This is a genomic window from Neolewinella litorea (assembly GCF_004803465.1).
Taxonomy (GTDB): Bacteria; Bacteroidota; Bacteroidia; order Chitinophagales; family Saprospiraceae; genus Neolewinella; species Neolewinella litorea.
Map to the genome: position 1 here is coordinate 296,507 of NZ_SRSF01000003.1, position 18,505 is coordinate 315,011.

The following is an 18,505-nucleotide window of genomic DNA, read 5'->3' on the forward strand; positions in this document are numbered from 1 at the left end:
CACTATGAATAACCCCCTTTACCCCGCATTTTTTCGTCTTGATCGGCTGGAGATGCTCGTGGTCGGTGCCGGACAGGTAGGAGAAGAGAAACTGAGCTTCATCCTTAAAAGCAGTCCCAACGCCCGCGTAACCGTAGTTGCGCCCTGGATGGGCGAGGAGTTGCGGCATCTGCTTGACGGGTACGAGGCGGCCGCTGGCGCGCGGGTGCCGGGCGAATCCACTGGTCCCGGGTCGGCGGCTCCGGCTACTGAGCGCCCGGACGTGCATTGGCATACCGCGGCGGGGGGGCGCGTGAGCTGGTACCGGCGGGAGTTCCGCCCGGACGACGTAAAATCGGTAGACCTGGTCGTAGCCGCCACCAACTTTTCTGAAGTGAACCGCCGCGTATGGGAGGCCGCCAAGGCAGAGCGGCGGCTGGCTAACATCGCCGATACGCCGGAACTCTGCGACTTCTACCTCGGAAGCATCGTCACCCGGGGGCCCCTCAAGGTGGCCATCAGCACCAACGGACAGAGCCCTACCTTTGCCAAGCGTTTCCGGCAGTGGCTGGAGGCGGAATTGCCCGAGGCGGAAACCACCGCACTGATCGACAACCTGAAGGTCTTCCGGGATCGGCTAACGGGCGACTTTGGCTCGAAGGTGCGCGAACTCAATACGCTCACCAGTGGTTTACTTGCCCTGGCCGGTTCGGGTCCCCGCCGCTGTCCACCGGGTGGTTGCCTACTGGCCTCCGCCGCTGCACAACCAAATGATATTGCACCCGCGTCCCCGCCCCCTACGGACGGCAGCGGTAGTGAAAACTTGAATTGAAGATGAGTTTACCCCACTCCGAGACCGCCGTCACCTTTGATCTGGCGGCCCTGAATGAAGAATTTGCCACGCTCGATTTTCAGGAGCGTATCCGGCGTTTGTACGACTACTTTCCGGTCAACCAGGTACTGTTCACTTCCAGTTTCGGTACCAAGTCGGTGGTGATGCTGACCCTCGTCAGCCGCGCGAACGCCGCCCAGAAGGTGCACATACTGAATACCGGTTACCACTTCCCCGAGACCCTCGCCTATAAGGATACCCTGGCCAAGCTGACGGGGCTGGAAGTAGTGGAGATACTGCCCGAACCGGCCCGCAACGCGCTGACCCGCGAGACCCGCATGTGGGAAAGCCAGCCCGGCCGCTGCTGCCACTACAATAAGGTGATGCCCCTGAAGGCGGTCAAGGAACGCCACCGCGTATGGATGTCGGGCGTACACAGCTACCAAACGATGAACCGTGCGGCCATGGAAATCTTTGAAGAAGTGGACGGACTCATTCACTTCCATCCGCTTATCGACATTGAGGAGGGAGAGTTTCTCTATCTTCTCGAGAAAGACAAGCTGCCCCGCCACCCGCTGGAAGAGTTGGGCTACGGCTCCATAGGCTGTACCCACTGTACCAAACCCGGGCAGGGACGCGCCGGACGCTGGGCGGGCACCGATAAGGATGAGTGTGGCCTGCACCTCTAGCCGGGGTGGCGAACCAATCTAACTGACCTAAAAAGATCTATACATGATTTCCACTGATATACTGATCATCGGGGCCGGGCCCGTCGGACTGTTTACCGTCTTTGAAGCCGGCCTGCTGAAGTTGCGTTGCCACCTGGTCGACAGCCTCGGCCAACCCGGTGGCCAGCTCACCGAGATCTACCCCAAGAAACCGATCTACGACATTCCCGGCTATCCCAGCGTGCTGGCCGGCGAACTCGTCGACAACCTGATGGAACAGATCAAGCCCTTTAACCCCGGATTTACCCTTGGCGAACGGGCCGAGCACCTGGAAAAGGTAGGGGAAAAGCGCTACCGTCTGATCACCAGCCGCGGCACGGTCATCGAAGCGCCGGTTATCTGTATCGCGGGCGGACTGGGCTGCTTCGAACCCCGCAAGCCACCCATCCCGAATATCGAGAAGTTTGAAGATCGCGGCGTAGCCTACGTGATTCGCGATCCGGAAGTCTACCGCGACAAGCGCGTTCTGCTGGCCGGCGGCGGCGATTCGGCCCTGGACTGGACCATCTTCCTGGCCGACGTAGCCAGTGAGGTAACCCTCGTTCACCGCCGCGACAGTTTCCGCGGAGCCCTCGACAGCGTGGAGAAAGTACACGAGCTGGCGCAGTCCGGCCGGGTCAACCTGATCACCAACGCACAAGCGGTGGGCATCGTCGGCACCGACCGCGTGCAGGGCGTATCCGTGAAGCACAAGACCGGCGAAGAGGTGGTCGTGGCAGTGGACGATTTCGTGCCCCTGTTCGGTCTGTCGCCCAAGCTGGGGCCCATCGCCGACTGGAACCTGACCATCGACAAGAACGCCATCGAGGTGGACACCCGCGACTACAGTACCGGTGTGCCGGGCATCTACGCGATCGGCGACATCAATACCTACCCCGGGAAGCTGAAGCTGATCCTCTGTGGCTTCCACGAAGGCACCATGGCGGTACAGTCTGCCTTCAGTTACATCTACCCGGACAAAAAACTGAGCTTCAAGTACACCACCGTTAACGGTGTGGAAGGCCTCCCGAAGGAGGAAGAAGCCTCGGTGACCGCCTAAAACGCAAAAACCGGCCGCCCCCTCGGGGACGGCCGGTTTTTTTGTCGCTTGCCCTGTGGCTAGCTCACGTCGATTTTCCGGTCCACGCTTGCCTTTGAGCGTACGAAGGACAGGATATCGCGGTTGAGCCGCTCCCGGTGGGTATAGAACAGACCGTGGGGGGCGTCGTCGTATTTGTGGTAGATGGCGTTGGGTAGCATTTCGTGAGTCGCATCGCCGCCGACCTCTACCGGAACGATCTTGTCTTCCTCCCCGTGGATGATCAGGGTGGGAACGGTAAATTTCTTCAGGTCGTTGCGGAAATCGGTCTTTCCGAAGGCCTCGATGTAGTCGATGGCGGCCCGACTGGAGCCGGTGAGGGCCATACCCAGCGTCCAGGAGAGGAACTCATCGCTCACCGGGTGGTTGAGCAGTCCAACACCGTAGAAATTCTTGGCCCAGGAGGCGAGGAAGTTTGGCCGATCCTTCCGAATACCGTCGATCATGCCCTGAAAGACCTTCCATTCCACGCCTTCGTGGTCGTCGGTTTTGAGCATAAAGGGCGTAACGGCGCTGATCAGCACGGCGGCCGAAACGCGGTCCTGGCCATACTTGCCGATATAGCGGGCCACTTCACCACCGCCCATCGAAAATCCTACGAGGGTTACGTCGTGCAAATCGAGTTCCGTAAGCACGGCGTTAAGGTCGTCGGCCAGGGTATCGTAATTGTAGCTTTCACCCACTTTGGAGGAATGTCCGAAGCCGCGGCGATCGTAAGCGATGCACCGCAGACCTTCCCGGCTGAGGGGCTCCATCTGGTATTCGAACATGTCTCCCGTCAGTGGCCATCCGTGGATGAAAACAACGGGTTTGCCGGTACCATATTCCTGGTAGCGGAGTTTGACTTCTTTTCCCGACTTCTGGTCGGTCGTATTGATAAATAGCATAAAGGGCAATCTTTAATTTGTGAATATGAATAGCATATTCAATAATATATGTCAATACGCCCTTTGCTTGTTTAGTCTCTCCGGCGGCTAATGGACAGCCCATCGCGGATGGGGAGGATGACCACCTCCATACGGGGATCGTCGAAGGCCAACTGGTTGTATTCCTTGAGTTTACGCGCGGTGACGTCGCCGGTAGCGCGGCCGGTCTTACCGTCCCACAAGACGTTGTCGGCCAACAGCAGTCCGCCCGGCGCGAGCCGCTCTACGAGCAGTGGATAATAGTCGGGATAACCCCGCTTGTCGCCGTCGAGAAAGATAACGTCGAACGGCCCCGGCAAATCTTCCAGAATAGCTCGTGCCTGCCCTTCGTGGAGAATAATCCGGTCCGCAAAGGGGGAAAGAGCAAAATGCCGGCGGGCCATGACGGCCGCCTCCGCATCCCCTTCAATGGTGTGCAGGTACCCATCGTCGGCCAGCCCCTCGGCCAGACAAAGGCTGGCGTAGCCGGTGAAGGTGCCGATCTCCAGGATCAGGCGCGGACTTTGCAAGCGGGAAAGGAGCGCCAGCAACCGTCCCTGCAGTTGACCGCTCATCATCTGCGGCGCCAGTGTCTTCAGGTGGGTTTGCCGTTCCACGTATCTCAGGTAGTCGGGCACCGGACCGCTAAGGGCCCCGGCGTATTCCGACTGCGGATCGATACGGTCGCGCCACGCCATTACCAGGCGTTGGGATCGGTGAGCGGCTCCGTGGAAACGGATTTTTTGGTGGCCACGCGGCGGCACTGTCGTTCGTAGAGCAGGCGCGCAAGTGCCCGGTGGGGGGCTTCGGTGGTGGCAGCGGGCGACAGGGCCCGGCTTACCTCCCCCTCATCAAGATCGAGGGTATAGCAGAGGCTCATGAGGTATTCGGGGCGGGTCCGCAGGAGCCCGGCAATGCGGTCGGCCAGCCAGTCCAGCAATTCGGCTTCAGTCATCCCACCGGGTGGCAGGGGAAAGTCGCGGCGCAGGAGGTCAAGGGCGGTGGAGTTGGCGAGGTTCACGCCGTAAAGATAAGAGGGCCGCCCCCCAACGGGAGACGGCCCTCTTGCATTTTAAGACCTGAAGGGGTTACTTCAGTTCCAGTTCGGTGGTGCCTACCAGGAAGCCTTTGTTGTAAAGCTCCACGGTGTAGGTGCCTTCGAGGTATTCCTGGCCGGGTACGTTCCACTCGGCGCAGTGGTTGGCGGCATCGCCCTGGAAGTCGAAGGGTACGCTCTTGGTGTAGGGTACCTGTTCGCCCTGGTCGGTGGTCAGTACACCGCTGCCTTCGGCTTCGATGCTCATGGTCTCACCGTTGGGGTTGACGATACGCATCTGGAAGGTCTCTTCGCCGGTGGTGGCAACCGCATTGTCGAGGCTGTTGAAGCAGATGTAGAGGCGCTCGACGTTCTTGGCGTTGGTACGACCTACCCAGCGGCCGCTGTTGCGCTGCTTCTGGCCTTCGGCGGTGATGTTGTTGGTCTTGATCACGCTGGCGACGTTCACCTTGCGGCTTAGTTCGTTATTGCGGTTGGCCAATTGCTCGCGCTCGCTGACCAGTACGGCCCGCTCGCTGTTGAGCTGCTCGTTGGTCTGCTGGCTCACCTGGAGGTCGCTGCTCAGCAGGTCGCGCTCGTTGGCGATCCGATCACGGTCCTGGGTAAGCTGCTCGTTCTTCTGGCGCAGCTCTTCTAGCTCGGCAAGGTAACCGGTGGTTTTGCTACGCAGGTCCTCAAGCTCACGGCGGGCGGCGGCCAGGTTACGGCTGTCGCGGGTGAGGCTGGTGATCTTCTCGTTCTGCAGGCGGAGTTCCTCCTTCTGCTGATCGATCAGGGCATTCAGTTCCTCGTTGCTGCCGCGCATCTCCTCCAGTTCCGCCAGCGACTCGTAGTACTGCTTTTCAGCCTGGGCCTTGAATTGCTCCATTTCTACGAGCTCGGTCGAGAGCTGGGCATTCTCGGTGCCCCGGTTCATGAAGCTGATGCCGAGAACGGCAAGGGCGATAAGCAGTACCGCGATGATGCCCGCCAGGAGCGGGGTGCGGTTTTTCTGGGGCTTGGGAGCCGGGGTGAACTTGGGATCAGGATTATTCTGGTAAGTTGCCATAGGGGCGTTGGTTTGGTGACGGGCCTCCCGGAAAAAGATGGTGCAACGGCCGGGCGACCCAGATGTGTCTGTTTGTTCGTCAGACGGATTACTAAACGCCTGGTCACGGGTAAGTATTACCAAAAAATGTTAAAGTTTTCGATCCGTATATCCCTACCGGGTGCCAGACCCAGCCCGCATTCCGGCCCGCATTGCACCCGCGCGCGCGACAAAAAGGAGTAACAGAAGCCATTGTCAACCTGATCGGGACCCCGACACAGCCGTATGCCCGATCGCCGGTCCCTGCCTATCTTTCAGCCATGACCCACGCCCGCCGCGCCGCCAAATTTTTGCTGGACGAAGCCCGCACCGACTGGCACGATGCCTCCCTGTGGCACGTACGATCCAAGCGGGACGGGAGCATTTCCGGGATCCCGGAGTGGGAATCCCTGCGGCAACTGGGTTCCGACATCAAGGACAACGTTTTAAGTAACCTGGACGCCTACCTGGAAGAATTTGAGGAAAGGGCCACCGCCAACGGGGTGATCGTCCACTGGGCCACCGACGCAGAGGAGCACAACCGCATCGTCCACGGTATCCTGCAGCACCACGGCGTCGATCGCATCGTGAAGTCGAAATCGATGCTCACCGAGGAATGCGGCCTGAACGACTATCTCGAGACCCAGGGCGTGGAGGTGGTGGATACGGACCTGGGGGAGCGCATCATTCAGCTCCGGTCCGAACCGCCCAGTCACATCGTGATGCCGGCCATCCACCTCAAGAAAGAGGAGATCGGAGCGCTCTTCCACGAGAAGTTGGGCACCGAGCCGGGGGCCAGCGATCCGCAGTACCTCACCGAAGCCGCCCGCCAACACCTGCGCGAAAAATTCCTGGCGGCCCGGGCCGCCATTACCGGCGTCAACTTCGCGATCGCCGAAACCGGCGGTATCGTGGTCTGCACCAATGAGGGCAACGCCGATATGGGCGTTCACCTCGCGCCGGTCCAGATTCATTGCATGGGTATCGAGAAGATCATCCCCCGCGCCGAGCACCTGGGTGTCTTTACCCGGCTGCTGGCCCGGAGCGCCACCGGTCAACCGGTCACCATTTACACCAGCCATCACCACCGGCCCAAGCCCGGCGGGGAAATGCACGTAGTGATCGTGGACAACGGCCGCACCACCCAGCTGGGCCGGGAGGATTTCCGCAACAGCCTCAAATGCATCCGTTGCGGTGCCTGTATGAATACCTGCCCGATCTACCGGCGCAGCGGCGGGCACAGCTACGACTATACCATCCCCGGGCCCATCGGCAGCATCCTCTCCCCCGGCATCGACCTTAAAAAGCACGGCGATCTGGCCTTCGCGTCCACCCTGTGCGGCAGTTGCTCCGACGTGTGCCCGGTCAAGATCGACATCCACGAACAGCTCTACAAGTGGCGGCAGATCGTGAGCGCCGAAGGTCACCTCGGAGCCGCGAAACGCCTGCCCCTGCTCGGTGCCGGCACCGTGCTGCGGCACGATACGCTCTATAATTTCGTCGGGCAGGCCGCCCGCACGGCCCTCCGCCTGGCCCCGCGTGCCGCGGTTTACCACCGCTTCAATGCCTGGGGGGAGAGCCGGGAATTGCCGGAAATACCCCGCGAGAGTTTCAAGCAGTGGTACGCCCGTACCCAAAATCCGCCGGCGTGAGCAGCAAGACGACCATACTCCAGCAGATCCGCGACGCCAAACCCGCGCCGCGTCGCCTGCCCAACTTGCCTCCCGATCCGTCTCCGGATCCCGCGGGGTGGGAGGAGGCCTTTCGCGAGGTGCTCGCCGCCAGCAAGGCGACCTTCGTTGCGCCCCAGAATTTGCTCGATTACGTAAAGGGGAGCGGGGCCCGGACCATCGTATCCACGGTGGCCGGTATCGACGGCACCCTCGACCTGCTGGCCATCGACGACCCCCTCCAATTGGCTGGAGTGGATCTGGCCGTCCTTCCCGCCCGGCTGGGCGTGGCGGAAAACGGTGCCATGTGGGTGAGCGAGGCGGAGGCTGTGCACCGGGTGCTGCCGTTCATCACCCAGCACCTGCTGCTGGTGCTGGAACGGAAAGACCTGGTGGGCACCATGCATGAAGCATACCGGCGGATCGACATCGCGGCCACCGGATTTGGCGTCTTCATCGCCGGGCCGAGCAAGACCGCCGACATCGAACAAAGCCTGGTCATCGGTGCCCACGGGCCGCGCAGCCTGGTCGTCTGCCTGCGCTGATCATCTCATCCGGGCAGACATGACAAAAGCCCGGCCCCCGCTGTGCAGAGGGCCGGGCTTCCGAGAGCTGGTGCCTTGGGGCGTGGTTTAGACGCGACGCTCCTTGATACGGGCTTTCTTACCTACGCGATCGCGGAGGTAGAAGAGGCGGCTGCGACGCACCTTGCCGTGCTTTACGACGGTGATGTTGTCGATGCTGGGGGAGGACATGGGGAAGATACGCTCGACGCCAACGCCGTTGGACATCTTGCGGACGGTGAAGGTCTTGGTCAGCCCTTCTCCCTTGATCTGGATCACGTCGCCGCGAAACTGCTGAATCCGCGACTTTTCACCCTCAGTGATGAGGTAGTCGACCACGACGGTGTCACCGGCGCGGAAGGCGGGAAATTCTTTCTTTTTGCTGACTTGTTCGTGTACGAAGGAGATGGCGTCCATGGCTTCTTTAGATTTATACCGCTCGTTGCGGCCCGCAAAGGTAAGATTAATTCCGGCAAACGACAAACCACACCGCGCAGTAAATTATAAGCCGCCGTGCAAAACACTGGCCGATGCCGGGTTACTTTATCTGTTAACAACGTCAGATGTATAACTTGCCGAACGTTTAATGGTCATGCGTTACTTTAACGGGACCATATTAACCCTATCGACATCCGGGACGTTTAATGTTCCATCTATCCTCTAGTTATGAAATCTCTCCTCCTCATCCTGGCCATTTTTCTGACGCCCCTGCTGGTTACGGACTCGGCTGACGCCCAATCGCTCGGTGCCATCACCCAGGCCCTGGGCAAAGGCGATACCGAAGCCCTCGCTTCCCTGATGGATACGGAGGTTGAACTCAGCCTGTTGCAGGACGAGAACCTCTACTCCCGCGATCAGGCCAAGCAAAAACTGGCAGCCTTTTTTGCCGCTAACAAGCCCTCCGGCTTCAGTCAGGTCCACCAGGGCTCCTCCAAGTCCGACAACGCCGAATACTGCATCGGCAACCTTGCCACCAGCTCAGGTGCCTTCCGCGTATACATCTACGTCGCCAAGCAAGGCGACCGCATGCTACTCCAGGAACTGCGTTTCGACCGCGAGTAGGGCCGCCCGCGCGATGCCCGCCAGGTCCTGCTCCCGCATGCAGCGAAAATGCCCCTGCGGACAGGCGGCATAACCAATCTTCGAACAGGGCCGGCAAGGCAATCCGGGAACCTCAGCCAGGGTCTGGGCCTGTCCGTCCGGCAAATAAGGATACATGCCCAAGGCCGGCACCGTGTTCCCCCACACGCTCACGATGGGCTTGCGGTAAGCCGCGGCAATGTGCATCAGGCCCGTATCGTGGGTAATGACCACAGCCGCCTTCCGCACCAGGTCCGCCGAACCGTTCAGGGAGTACCGTCCGCAGGCATTGGTCAAGTGGTCGCCGGTGGCGGCGATGCGTTCCCCCGTTTCCGCCTCGTCCGGCCCACCCAGCAAGATCACCGGCACGGGCAGTCGCTTACAGATTTCCTTCATCTGCTCCTCCTCCAGCCGCTTGGTAGCGTGGGCCGCACCGATGACGAAGGCGACGTAAGGCCGCTCGGGTGCCGCTACCTCCTCCTCCGGGGCGATGAAGTAGTCAAGCCCCCCGCCGTCGTTTGTCACCGATAGTCCGGCCACGGCCTCCAGGTAGCGGTCGACGATGTGCCGGGCCGGCATCCGGTCCAGCTTGAAGCGGGTCAGGAGAAATTTGCGGAAATTCAGTTTGTCGAAGGTGCTCACCCGGGGCGGGCGCCGGCCCCGCAGCAGGAGGCCCCAGCGCAGGCGCTGCTTCAGTTCCAGGGTGCGCAGGTTGCCGTGCAGGTCGATCAGGTGGGTGAAGTTCTCGTTCATCAGCCCCTCGGCGACCTCGGATATGTCCTTTTTGATGGTCCAGAGACGGTCCACGTAGGGATTGTTCCGCAGGGTGGCGGCGAAGCCCGCCTTGGTGAGGAAGTGTACCTCCGCACCGGTTTGCCTCTTCACACAGCGGATGACCGGAGTGGTCAGCACGATATCCCCGATCGAGGAGAAGCGGACGATCAGGACCTTGATGGGGGCTTCGAAATGCGCGATGTCGGAGGAGTTAGGAGGGAGGCAAAGTTAGGGGAGTGTCCGCAACCAGTCGCTGCAGCGTCGGCGCATCGATCCGCGGCAATTCCGGCAAACGCGCCAGCACCCGGGCCCCCGACAGGTGGATGATGATGCGCTCCGACTCCGGATTGTCGCCGTTGAAGACGATCCCGGCCAGTTCCACGCCGCGGGACTGAAGCACTTCAATACTCAGCAGGGTATGGTTGATGCTGCCCAGGTAGTGCCGGGAAACCAGAATGACCGGCAGACCGAGATGAGCGGCCAGGTCGATCATGCAGTGTGTCTCGTTGAGGGGGACCAGTAAGCCACCCGCCCCCTCTACCAGAAGCGGGCGTGGTCCGGTATCGGGAAGTTGGAAATCCTGCAGTTGCAGAGATACCCCGTCGAGGCGGGCCGCGTAGTGCGGACTGGCGGGCGTACGCAGGAGATAACGTCCGGAGTGATAGCGATTGGCGGGCAGGCCCGTCCACGAGCGCACGCGATCGGCGTCGCCGAAGTCCAGGTCACCGGCCTGCACGGGCTTCCAGTAGTCGGCGTCCAGGGCCAGCTGCAAGTAGGCACTGGCTACCGTCTTGCCTACTTCGGTACCAATCCCGCTGACAAAGTATCCTTTATTCATGCTACCGTTTCCCTGGTTTCGGAGCGGATCATGGAGGCCAGGGCGTTGATCCAGCGGGGATCGTCGTTGAGGCTGGGGACAAGGTCGATGCGTTCACCGCCCCATTTGTGGAATTCCTCTTGGTACTCCACGCCGATCTCGATCGTGGTTTCCAGGCAGTCGGCCACGAAGGCCGGACTGAAGCAAAGGATCTTTTTCGCGCCCCGCTCCTTGGCCCATTCTTCCAGCACGTCAATGGTATAGGGCTTGGCCCAGTCGTCAAAGCCCAGTCGGCTCTGGAAGCTGGTAGTATAGCGGTCGGGCTCGAAGCCCAGTTCGGCGGCGATCGCCCGCGTGGTGGCGTGGCACTGGGCGCTGTAGCAGAACTGGTTCACCCGGGAGATGCTGTTGCAGCAACCCTCCACGACGTAGCAGTGGTTGCAGTCGTCGGCCTTTTTCAGCTGGCGCTGCGGCAGTCCGTGGTAACTGAACACGATGTGGTCGTACTGGTCCAGGTCGCCCAGGTCGCGGGCGTTGTCGGCAAAGACACGGATGAGTTCCGGCTGCTCGTAGTAAGAATTGACGAATTGTACTGGCGGAATCGTCTGCCGGCGAGACAGGATGCGCATTACTTCCTGGTGCACCGATCCGGTGGTAGCGCTGGCGTACTGGGGGAAGAGGGGGAAGACCAGAATGCCCGATACCTGCTCGGCCAGCAATTCCGTCAGGGCAGCTTCAATGCTGGGGTTCTGGTAGCGCATGGCCAGCCGCACGCTGTAATCGTCGCCGAGGGCTTCGGCTACCCGTTCGGCCACTACCTCTCCGTAATACTTCAGGGGGCTGCCGTTTTCCGTCCAGAGTTCCTGGTACAATTTCGTGGAGCCACCGGCCTTGAAGGGATTGACGATGCCCGAGCGAACGGGTGCGATGATGCCCCGGACCAGCACTTGCTGCGCCACGCTGGGGAGGTTATCGATCACGCGCGGGTCGGTAAGGAACTCTCCCAGGTAACGGTTGACGGCCGAAGGGGTGGGGGCGTCCGGGGTGCCGAGGTTGACGAGGAGCACGCCCTGCTTACCGTAGTGCGACTGGAGGGGCATAGAAAGAGCAATTTATGGGTATGTGGTACTAACCCCGCAGCCGCCTTTCGGTTGTATGCTAAAACTACCCATGGCCTCCTCGCTGCGTACCTGGCGCATAATTCTCCTGATCACCTTCCTGTTGGTGCCACTGGCCAATTACCTGCCGATCCTGCTCGACGTTTCGCAGGACCAGTTCACCGACGGTACGGATACGCGGGTTGACGCCGCGGGTTACGGCTTCAGCATCTGGGGGGTGATCTTCACGGGCATGATCCTTTTTTCGGCCCTGCAGTTGCGGGTTTCCGGGGGCACGCCCCACCTCCTGCGCGCCTATCGCTTCCTTTTTCTGGCCGGGCTGGCGAGTATTGCCTTCGTGCCGATCAGTTTCGGCAGCAATTACCTGTGGGGTGCCGTAGACCTGCTCTGGCATCTGGTGGCCCTCATCGGGGCTTACGTTTCCCTGCGGGCGCATGTCCGTGAGGTGGGCAGTCCGCAGTATGGGTGGACCTACTTCGGACCATCCATGTACCTGGGCTGGATCAGTGCTGCTACCGTCATTTCCACCGCACTGGCCCTGCAGCAGATGGGCGTGGATTTCGCACCGCAAACCGCAATCTACATCGCCACGGGCCTGATTGTCGTGCTCATCAACCTGGGTGCCTTCCTGGGCGGGCACAACGACGGTATATACGCCGGAACGGTAGCCTGGGCATTGGTGGCCGTCGCCGTGGAGCAACGTGATGCGCCACTGATCTTTTGGGCGGGGCTCGCGGGTGCCGCGTTGCTGGTAGTGCAGGGCATTCTTGGTTTCACGGGCCGGGGCCGGTTCTTCTACGCTGTCTGAGGGGGGCGTGCCCGGTCCGCCCTGCGAATTTTCTTGATCTTTGTGTTTTCCCGTCATCCGACCCCAACCGCGTGTGGTAAATTCTACCGTAGCCAAGCTCTTACTTGCCCCCGTCTCGCTGCTGTACGGGGTGGGCGTGGGATTCCGCAACTGGGCCTACCGGCGCGGGATCATGCGCGGAATCCGCTTCTCCGTGCCGGTGATCAGCGTGGGCAACCTTTCGGTGGGCGGGGCCGGCAAGACGCCGCACATCGAATACCTGATCCGCCTGCTCGATCCTTACCTGAACCTGGCCACCCTGAGTCGCGGGTACCGGCGCAAGACGCGGGGCTTCCTGGTGGTGCGCCCCGATATGAAGGTAGAAGAGGTGGGAGATGAGCCCCTGCAGTACGCCCGCAAGTTTCCGGACGTGACCGTCACGGTGGCCGAAGAGCGTGCCTTCGCCATCCCCGAGATCGTGGGCCGGCGTCCGGATACCCAGCTGGTGCTGCTCGACGATGCCTTCCAGCACCGGGCCGTGCAGCCCGGAATGAACATCCTGCTGACCCAGCACGAACTGCCCTTCACCCGCGACTATCTCCTGCCGAGCGGCCGCTTGCGGGAGTGGCGCAGCGGCTACGAGCGCGCCGACGTGATCATCGTCAGCAAGTGCCCACCCGATCTCGACCGCGTGGCCGCCGACGCCCTCATCGAGGAGATCCGGCCCCTGGAGCACCAGCGCGTTTTCTTCAGCTACTACGAATACGGTGCCCCATATTACCTGCTCGACCATCGGTACCGCCTGCGGATGGAGGGAGGGATCGACGTTTTGCTCATCTCGGCCATTGCGAACACCGACTACCTGTTACAGCACCTGCGCACCGCCGCCCGAACGGTCAAGAGCCTGGAGTACGCTGACCACCATTACTTCACCGGCAACGACATCGGCAATCTCCAGCGTCGCTTCGCCGAACTCGAGGGCCGGCACCGGGCCATCATTACCACCGAGAAGGACGCTACGCGCCTGGAGGTGTACCGCCCCCTGATCGAGGCGGAAAAGCTGCCCGTTTTCGTGCTGCCGCTGGAGGTTAAGTTCCTCTTCGGGGAGGGGGAGGCCTTCAACGAACTGGTGCGGGAATACCTGCTTAATTTCCGGGCCTGATCCGGAAGAGCCACCCCCGCCCCCGCGGATTTTCCTACTTTGCAGCCCCTTACTCAACTGCTATGTCCAAGCCCTTCTTCTGGCTCCTCCACTTCCTGAGCCGCTGGATGCTGCGGATTTTTTATCCGTCGATGGAAACGGAGGGCGTAGCCTACGCCAATCATCCGGGTCCGACCCTGCTCTGCGGCAACCACCCCAACACCCTGGCCGACCCCCTGATGGCGGGCATCCACCTGGACTATCAGACCTACTTCCTGGCCAATGCCGGCTTGTGGCTCAATCCCGTGATGGCCTTCATCATCGACCCATTCTGCATTCCCGTGGCGCGCGCCAAGGACAAGGAGGCCGGGGCCGACAAGGGCAGTAAGGATGAGGTGTTCAACCGCACCTTCCAGGCCCTGGAATCCGGCAAAATCATGTACATCGCCCCGGAGGCCTACTCCGAACTCGAGCGCAAGCTGCGCAAGATCAAGGCCGGCGCCGCCAGTCTGGCCCTGGAAGCCGAATCGCGCAACAACTGGCAACTCGGCGTAACCCTGCAGCCCGTGGGCATCAACTACGAAAGCCCCACCAGCCCCTTCAGCCGGGCCTTTACCCGTTACGGCGAGCCGATCGTGGCCGCGGAATGGCGGGAGGCCTACGAGAAGAGCCCCATGCGGGCCGTGCGCGGACTCACCAATCTGCTCAGCGAACGGATGCAGGACCTGCTCATCCATACCCGCGACAAGTCCGAAGAACGGTGCCTGCGCCGGATCGAGCGCAGCGTGCAGGCCGATCAGCCCCTGCGCGTCTCGGCCCACCACTTCCGCACCAAAGCCATTCTGGAGTGGCTACGCGGTATACCCGAAGAAGAGCGTGCGGAACTGTGTGCGCTGGCTACCGAATACGATGAGCTGCTCAGGCAGACGGGGCGGTCGGACCTCGCCTTCAGTGCGCACCCGCGGCGCAATTACTCGCCCGGACTGATCCTGGCGCTGCCCCTGTTCCTTTACGGCTGGCTCAATCACCTGCCGTGGATCCTTGCCATCCAGGCGGCGTGGAAGGCCCTGGGCGTAGACCGGGGTTATAAGGCCACGGTACTGACCCTCGGTTCCTGGATCCTCCTGCCCATCTTCTACCTCCTGCAAACCCTCCTGTTCAACTGGATCTACCCCGGGGGGATCGGCTGGCTGTACCTGCTCAGCTTGCCCGTATCGGGACTGTTCGCCCTCCGGTACTGGGTTACCTACCGTCCCTTCTGGGCCGCCCGCTTCGGGGGCGATCGCAGCGCGGACGGGCGTCTGCAGAATTTGCGGGATTCACTCATGGGCCGGTTGCCGGAGTGGGAGGCTTCTATGTCCTCCCCCACTTCCCGGGCCACGATGTCGTAATCCATGGAATTAGGCATTCAGATCCTCATTTTCGTCGTTGCGATCGCGGTACTGCTGTGGTCTAGCGACCGCTTCGTGGAATCGGCCGAACGCATCGGACTGTCTCTGGGCATCAGCCCCTTCATCATCGGTGTGACGATCGTGGCCTTCGGCACCTCTCTGCCGGAGCTGGCTACCAGCATCGTATCGGTGCTGGAGGGGGCCAGCCAGATCGTGGTAGGAAACGTGGTCGGCTCCAACATCACGAACATCGCCCTGGTGTTGGGGCTCACGGCGGTGGTGGTACGTAACATCGACCTCGAGTACAACCTGTGGCACATCGACATCCCCTTCCTCTGGGGCAGTGCCTTCTTGCTTTACTTCGCCGTGATGGACGGCAGCTTGTCCTACTTCGAGTGCTTCCTCTTCCTGGGCGGTATCGTCATCTTTTTGGGTTACAGTCTGAAGGATCAGGACCGACCGGACAAGGAGGACCGGCCCCCGGCGGGCGTCAAAGACTACCTGCTCATGCTGCTGGGCGGGGCCCTGGTCAGTGTCTCGGCTACCTATGTGATATCCTCGATTACGACGATCAGCGCGATGCTGGACATCGCTCCCGCGGTCATCGCCTTGTCGGCCGTGGCCGTAGGTACCAGCCTCCCTGAAGTGGCGGTAAGTCTGGCGGCGGCCCGCAAGGGCAAGGCGTCGATCGCCGTAGGCAATGCCCTGGGCTCCAACATTTTCAATACATTCATCGTCATGGCCATTCCACGGTTTTTCGGGGAGTTGGTCATTCCGGACAACATAATCGACGTCTACCTTCCGCTCATGATCGTCATGACAATTCTACTGGGCGTGATGAGCAACAATCGCAAGATCACCCGGTGGGAAGGCTACGTTTTACTTTTGTTTTACGCTTGGTACTTCTCGGCGATAATCCAGGAGGCGGGGTAGGTGGTTCATAATGTTGTTACGGTAGTATCTCAGCACGATTGTTTTCCAGTATGGTAGTGCGGCTATGGCTACGGTCCTGGCGTTATCGTGGTTCGGTGCTTGCGTGGGCAGGTAATTCTACTCCCGTGTGACAGAATCGTTTTTACCGTAATTTATCTTTGTGGCCGTTTCGACCCCATCTATGCTGCAGCATTTTCACATTCTTACGCTTACCCACCGCAATGCCAAACTCAAGGAGATCGGCGAGCTGGTTGCCGCGTTTGAAGGGCAGGACCAACTACGCGATCGTCTTGTCCGCCTGAAGGACGAAGGAATGGTAAACGAGGTCTTTTACGCCTCCACCTGCAACCGTCTGCTGTTGCTCTTTACTTCGGACCAGGTCGTTGATGATGCATTCAAGCAAAATCTGCTGGCCGAGCCCATTGCCGGCCTGAGTCATCTGCGGCACCTGTCGGGCCTGCGCGCTATCAAGCACCTTTATGAAGTGGCCGGTTCCATCGATTCACTGGTGGTCGGCGAGCGGCAGATCCTGGGGCAGCTCCGCGAATGCCAGGAGCGCTGCCGCGAATGGAGCCTCATCGGGGACGACCTGCGCATCATTACAAACCAGGCCGTACTGGCCGCCAAGGATATTTACGCCAATACCCGCATTGGAGAAAAGTCGGTTTCCGTCGTTTCGCTTTCCATGCAGGAATTGCAGCGGCACGCCCCCAGCCGCAAGTCGCGCATCCTGCTCGTGGGGGCGGGGCAGACCAACGTGCTGGTCACCAAGTTTCTGCGCAAGCAGGGTTACGATAATGTGACCGTCGCCAACCGCACCCCCGCCCGGGCCCGTCAACTGGCGGCCGGCTTTGCGAACGGAAGTGCCCTGGCCTTTGATGAACTGGACACCTACACGGGGGGCTTCGACGTACTGTTTGTCTGTACCGCTGCCTCTACGGCTACCATCACGCCCGAGCGCTTCTCCGCCTTACTGGCCGGCGAATCGCCCGCCGGAAAGATCGTGGTGGACCTGGGCGTACCCGCAGACGTAGCGGAAGAGACCGTGCAAGGCTCCGATTTCACCTACATCTCCATCGAGCACCTACGCAGCCTGGCGGAGCAGAATATGGATTTCCGCCGCCGCGAGATCGAGGTAGCTCAGTCGATCATCGCCCGCCACCTGACCGAAACCGAAACCCTTTACCAGACCCGCCTCATCGAGCGCGCCATGTCTGAGGTACCCCAGCGCATCAAGGAAGTGCGCCATACGGCGGTCAACAAGATCTTCCGCAAGGAACTCGCCGATCTCGATCCCGAGACCCGCGAACTCATGGACCGCATGATGACCTACATGGAAAAGCGCTGCATCGGTATTCCCATGCAGGTGGCCCGTGAGGCGGTGGTGCGGTGAATGCCAATAGTAACGATTAAAGGCTATAGGTACGGTGACAAAGAAGATTTTGTTGCTTCTAAATAGGCTCTGCCCCACCGCTGACAAGGTTCTAGATGATTGCCTTCGGCCCACTCGTTCCAAGCGTTGATAAATACAAAGTTTTCTTGTTCCGAAAAAGGTTCAAAGTTACTGATCACCTGTGTGAGATAGGACTCGTATTTCATTGGGGTAGATCCATAAAAAATCGTTGCACTGCTCTTTCGTCTAGCGCTGTTGTCCCACATCGGAAAAACTGAAGGATAACTTTTGAAAGGGGATTTGGGCGACGACAACATCTTTACTACGTAATCCTGGTAATCAACTACCCTGTTTTCACTAAATACGGAAGAACGGATGCTCAACTTGTGAAGTAACCTTTTAGTTAGCGATCCCTTATCCCGAACAACCTTTTTCCAATTAGGCTGAAATTCAATCATAGCATCGAAACCAAAGCTTTCGGGGTCAACAAGAGTGGTGCTTTTGTCAACAAATAGCAAATAGATTTCACCTATTCCAAGGTCCCGGCACTGTTGCCTCCATACTTCAACCGTCTTTTTGATGTTAGGAATGAGTTCGATTCGATACACTACGTATAAAGGCTTACCGTCGACTCTGATGTATCGGTTATCATCGAAGAAGCGTTGTAAGTACTGGAAATGACGTTTATCGTCCTCTAATGAATATTGCTGTTGAATCAGGATGTCATCGTCTTGTCCATCCCATCGTCTTGTCCAATTTTCGTTCGCCCAGCAAATGCAATAGTTTGCTTCGATGTCCTTCTTCTCTAAAAGGAGATTGAGGGGGGTCTCTAGAAGTGTTTTCCCCTGAAACCAGTAATGATAATAGCAAAAGCCGTGGATCCCATAATCCCGAGCTAACTGATGCTGCAAGCGAATGGTATCAACTAGTCGGAGATCATAGAAGCCTAAGTCTGCTGGTAGGTGAGGTTGGTAGTGCCCTGGAAATTTTGGCTTCGCTTTCACTACATTTATCCATTCAGTAAAGCCTTTCCCCCACCATTCATCATTCTCCGGAATTGGATGAAATTGTGGCAAGTGAATAGCTAAAGGCCTAATCTTCATGGTAGTAAATGTGATCGTTTAATGGAACAGGGCGGTGTGAACTACGTACCTGGTTAACTGGGAAGAAGACTCATATATCACTATTCTTTA

20 protein-coding genes are annotated in these 18,505 nt (G+C 59.7%); 11 read left to right on the top strand and 9 right to left on the bottom strand.

The window, feature by feature from the left end; translation table 11 throughout:
• Positions 1–4 precede the first annotated feature (4 nt).
• The 3 genes from E4021_RS09630 to E4021_RS09640 are packed head-to-tail and all read left to right on the top strand — an operon-like array spanning position 5 to position 2,578.
• Positions 5–811: a precorrin-2 dehydrogenase/sirohydrochlorin ferrochelatase family protein gene (locus E4021_RS09630; protein ID WP_136458811.1), complete on the top strand. Its 807-nt coding sequence runs from the start codon at positions 5–7 to the stop codon at positions 809–811.
• 2 nt (positions 812–813) lie between these two features.
• The gene (locus E4021_RS09635; protein ID WP_136458813.1) at positions 814–1,500 is read left to right on the top strand and encodes a phosphoadenylyl-sulfate reductase; all 687 of its coding nucleotides are present in this window, start codon (positions 814–816) and stop codon (positions 1,498–1,500) included.
• Between the two features lie 43 nt (positions 1,501–1,543).
• Positions 1,544–2,578 carry an NAD(P)/FAD-dependent oxidoreductase gene (locus E4021_RS09640; RefSeq protein WP_136458815.1) on the top strand — a complete coding sequence of 345 codons (1,035 nt, stop codon included), beginning with the start codon at positions 1,544–1,546 and terminating at the stop codon, positions 2,576–2,578.
• Positions 2,579–2,637: 59 nt separating this feature from the next.
• Here E4021_RS09640 and E4021_RS09645 read toward each other — a convergent pair whose 3' ends face one another.
• From E4021_RS09645 to E4021_RS09660, 4 genes are all read right to left on the bottom strand, one after another.
• Positions 2,638–3,504 (bottom strand): alpha/beta fold hydrolase, encoded by an 867-nt coding sequence (locus E4021_RS09645; protein WP_136458817.1) that lies wholly within the window; start codon positions 3,502–3,504, stop codon positions 2,638–2,640.
• A gap of 71 nt (positions 3,505–3,575) precedes the next feature.
• Positions 3,576–4,220, bottom strand: a complete 645-nt coding sequence (locus E4021_RS09650) for an O-methyltransferase (RefSeq protein WP_136458819.1) — start codon at positions 4,218–4,220, stop codon at positions 3,576–3,578.
• Positions 4,220–4,543, bottom strand: coding sequence for a hypothetical protein (locus E4021_RS09655; RefSeq protein WP_136458821.1), 324 nt, complete (start codon positions 4,541–4,543; stop codon positions 4,220–4,222). The genes E4021_RS09650 and E4021_RS09655 overlap by 1 nt, the downstream gene beginning before the upstream one ends.
• Positions 4,544–4,610: 67 nt before the next feature.
• Positions 4,611–5,627, bottom strand: a complete 1,017-nt coding sequence (locus E4021_RS09660; protein ID WP_136458823.1) for a hypothetical protein — start codon at positions 5,625–5,627, stop codon at positions 4,611–4,613.
• Between the two features lie 299 nt (positions 5,628–5,926).
• Between E4021_RS09660 and E4021_RS09665 the strand changes: the two genes are divergently transcribed.
• Positions 5,927–7,297 (top strand): lactate utilization protein B, encoded by a 1,371-nt coding sequence (locus tag E4021_RS09665; RefSeq protein WP_136458825.1) that lies wholly within the window; start codon positions 5,927–5,929, stop codon positions 7,295–7,297.
• Positions 7,294–7,860, top strand: coding sequence for a LutC/YkgG family protein (locus E4021_RS09670; RefSeq protein ID WP_211096997.1), 567 nt, complete (start codon positions 7,294–7,296; stop codon positions 7,858–7,860). Before E4021_RS09665 ends, E4021_RS09670 begins: the two co-directional genes overlap by 4 nt.
• Before the next feature lie 87 nt (positions 7,861–7,947).
• Here E4021_RS09670 and rplS read toward each other — a convergent pair whose 3' ends face one another.
• Positions 7,948–8,295 carry a 50S ribosomal protein L19 gene (rplS, locus tag E4021_RS09675; RefSeq protein ID WP_136458829.1) on the bottom strand — a complete coding sequence of 116 codons (348 nt, stop codon included), beginning with the start codon at positions 8,293–8,295 and terminating at the stop codon, positions 7,948–7,950.
• 249 nt (positions 8,296–8,544) lie between these two features.
• Between rplS and E4021_RS09680 the strand changes: the two genes are divergently transcribed.
• Positions 8,545–8,940: a DUF4783 domain-containing protein gene (locus tag E4021_RS09680; RefSeq protein ID WP_136458831.1), complete on the top strand. Its 396-nt coding sequence runs from the start codon at positions 8,545–8,547 to the stop codon at positions 8,938–8,940.
• Here the strand turns inward: E4021_RS09680 and E4021_RS09685 are convergent.
• The 3 genes from E4021_RS09685 to hemH form a co-directional block, all read right to left on the bottom strand.
• Entirely contained in the window at positions 8,908–9,843 is a 936-nt protein-coding gene (locus E4021_RS09685) for a glycosyltransferase family 9 protein (protein WP_246050265.1), read from the bottom strand. The genes E4021_RS09680 and E4021_RS09685 overlap by 33 nt on opposite strands.
• Before the next feature lie 100 nt (positions 9,844–9,943).
• Positions 9,944–10,570: a dethiobiotin synthase gene (gene bioD / locus E4021_RS09690; protein WP_136458835.1), complete on the bottom strand. Its 627-nt coding sequence runs from the start codon at positions 10,568–10,570 to the stop codon at positions 9,944–9,946.
• Positions 10,567–11,649 (bottom strand): ferrochelatase, encoded by a 1,083-nt coding sequence (hemH, locus tag E4021_RS09695; RefSeq protein WP_136458837.1) that lies wholly within the window; start codon positions 11,647–11,649, stop codon positions 10,567–10,569. The genes bioD and hemH overlap by 4 nt, the downstream gene beginning before the upstream one ends.
• A gap of 55 nt (positions 11,650–11,704) precedes the next feature.
• On the opposite strand from hemH, the gene E4021_RS09700 reads away from it, so the two are divergent.
• The 5 genes from E4021_RS09700 (at position 11,705) to hemA (ending at position 17,312) form a co-directional block, all read left to right on the top strand.
• Complete coding sequence (locus E4021_RS09700) at positions 11,705–12,475, top strand: hypothetical protein (protein WP_168797545.1); 771 nt, start codon at positions 11,705–11,707, stop codon at positions 12,473–12,475.
• A gap of 73 nt (positions 12,476–12,548) precedes the next feature.
• Entirely contained in the window at positions 12,549–13,616 is a 1,068-nt protein-coding gene (lpxK, locus tag E4021_RS09705; RefSeq protein WP_136458841.1) for a tetraacyldisaccharide 4'-kinase, read from the top strand.
• 62 nt (positions 13,617–13,678) lie between these two features.
• A complete protein-coding gene (locus E4021_RS09710) occupies positions 13,679–14,986 on the top strand; it encodes a 1-acyl-sn-glycerol-3-phosphate acyltransferase (protein WP_136458843.1) in 1,308 nt (435 codons plus the stop codon).
• A gap of 3 nt (positions 14,987–14,989) precedes the next feature.
• A complete protein-coding gene (locus tag E4021_RS09715; protein ID WP_136458845.1) occupies positions 14,990–15,919 on the top strand; it encodes a calcium/sodium antiporter in 930 nt (309 codons plus the stop codon).
• 160 nt (positions 15,920–16,079) lie between these two features.
• A complete protein-coding gene (hemA, locus tag E4021_RS09720; RefSeq protein WP_136458847.1) occupies positions 16,080–17,312 on the top strand; it encodes a glutamyl-tRNA reductase in 1,233 nt (410 codons plus the stop codon).
• Positions 17,313–17,335: 23 nt separating this feature from the next.
• Here the strand turns inward: hemA and E4021_RS09725 are convergent, their stop codons facing one another.
• Positions 17,336–18,415: a glycosyltransferase WbsX family protein gene (locus tag E4021_RS09725; RefSeq protein ID WP_136458849.1), complete on the bottom strand. Its 1,080-nt coding sequence runs from the start codon at positions 18,413–18,415 to the stop codon at positions 17,336–17,338.
• Positions 18,416–18,505: the final 90 nt, after the last annotated feature.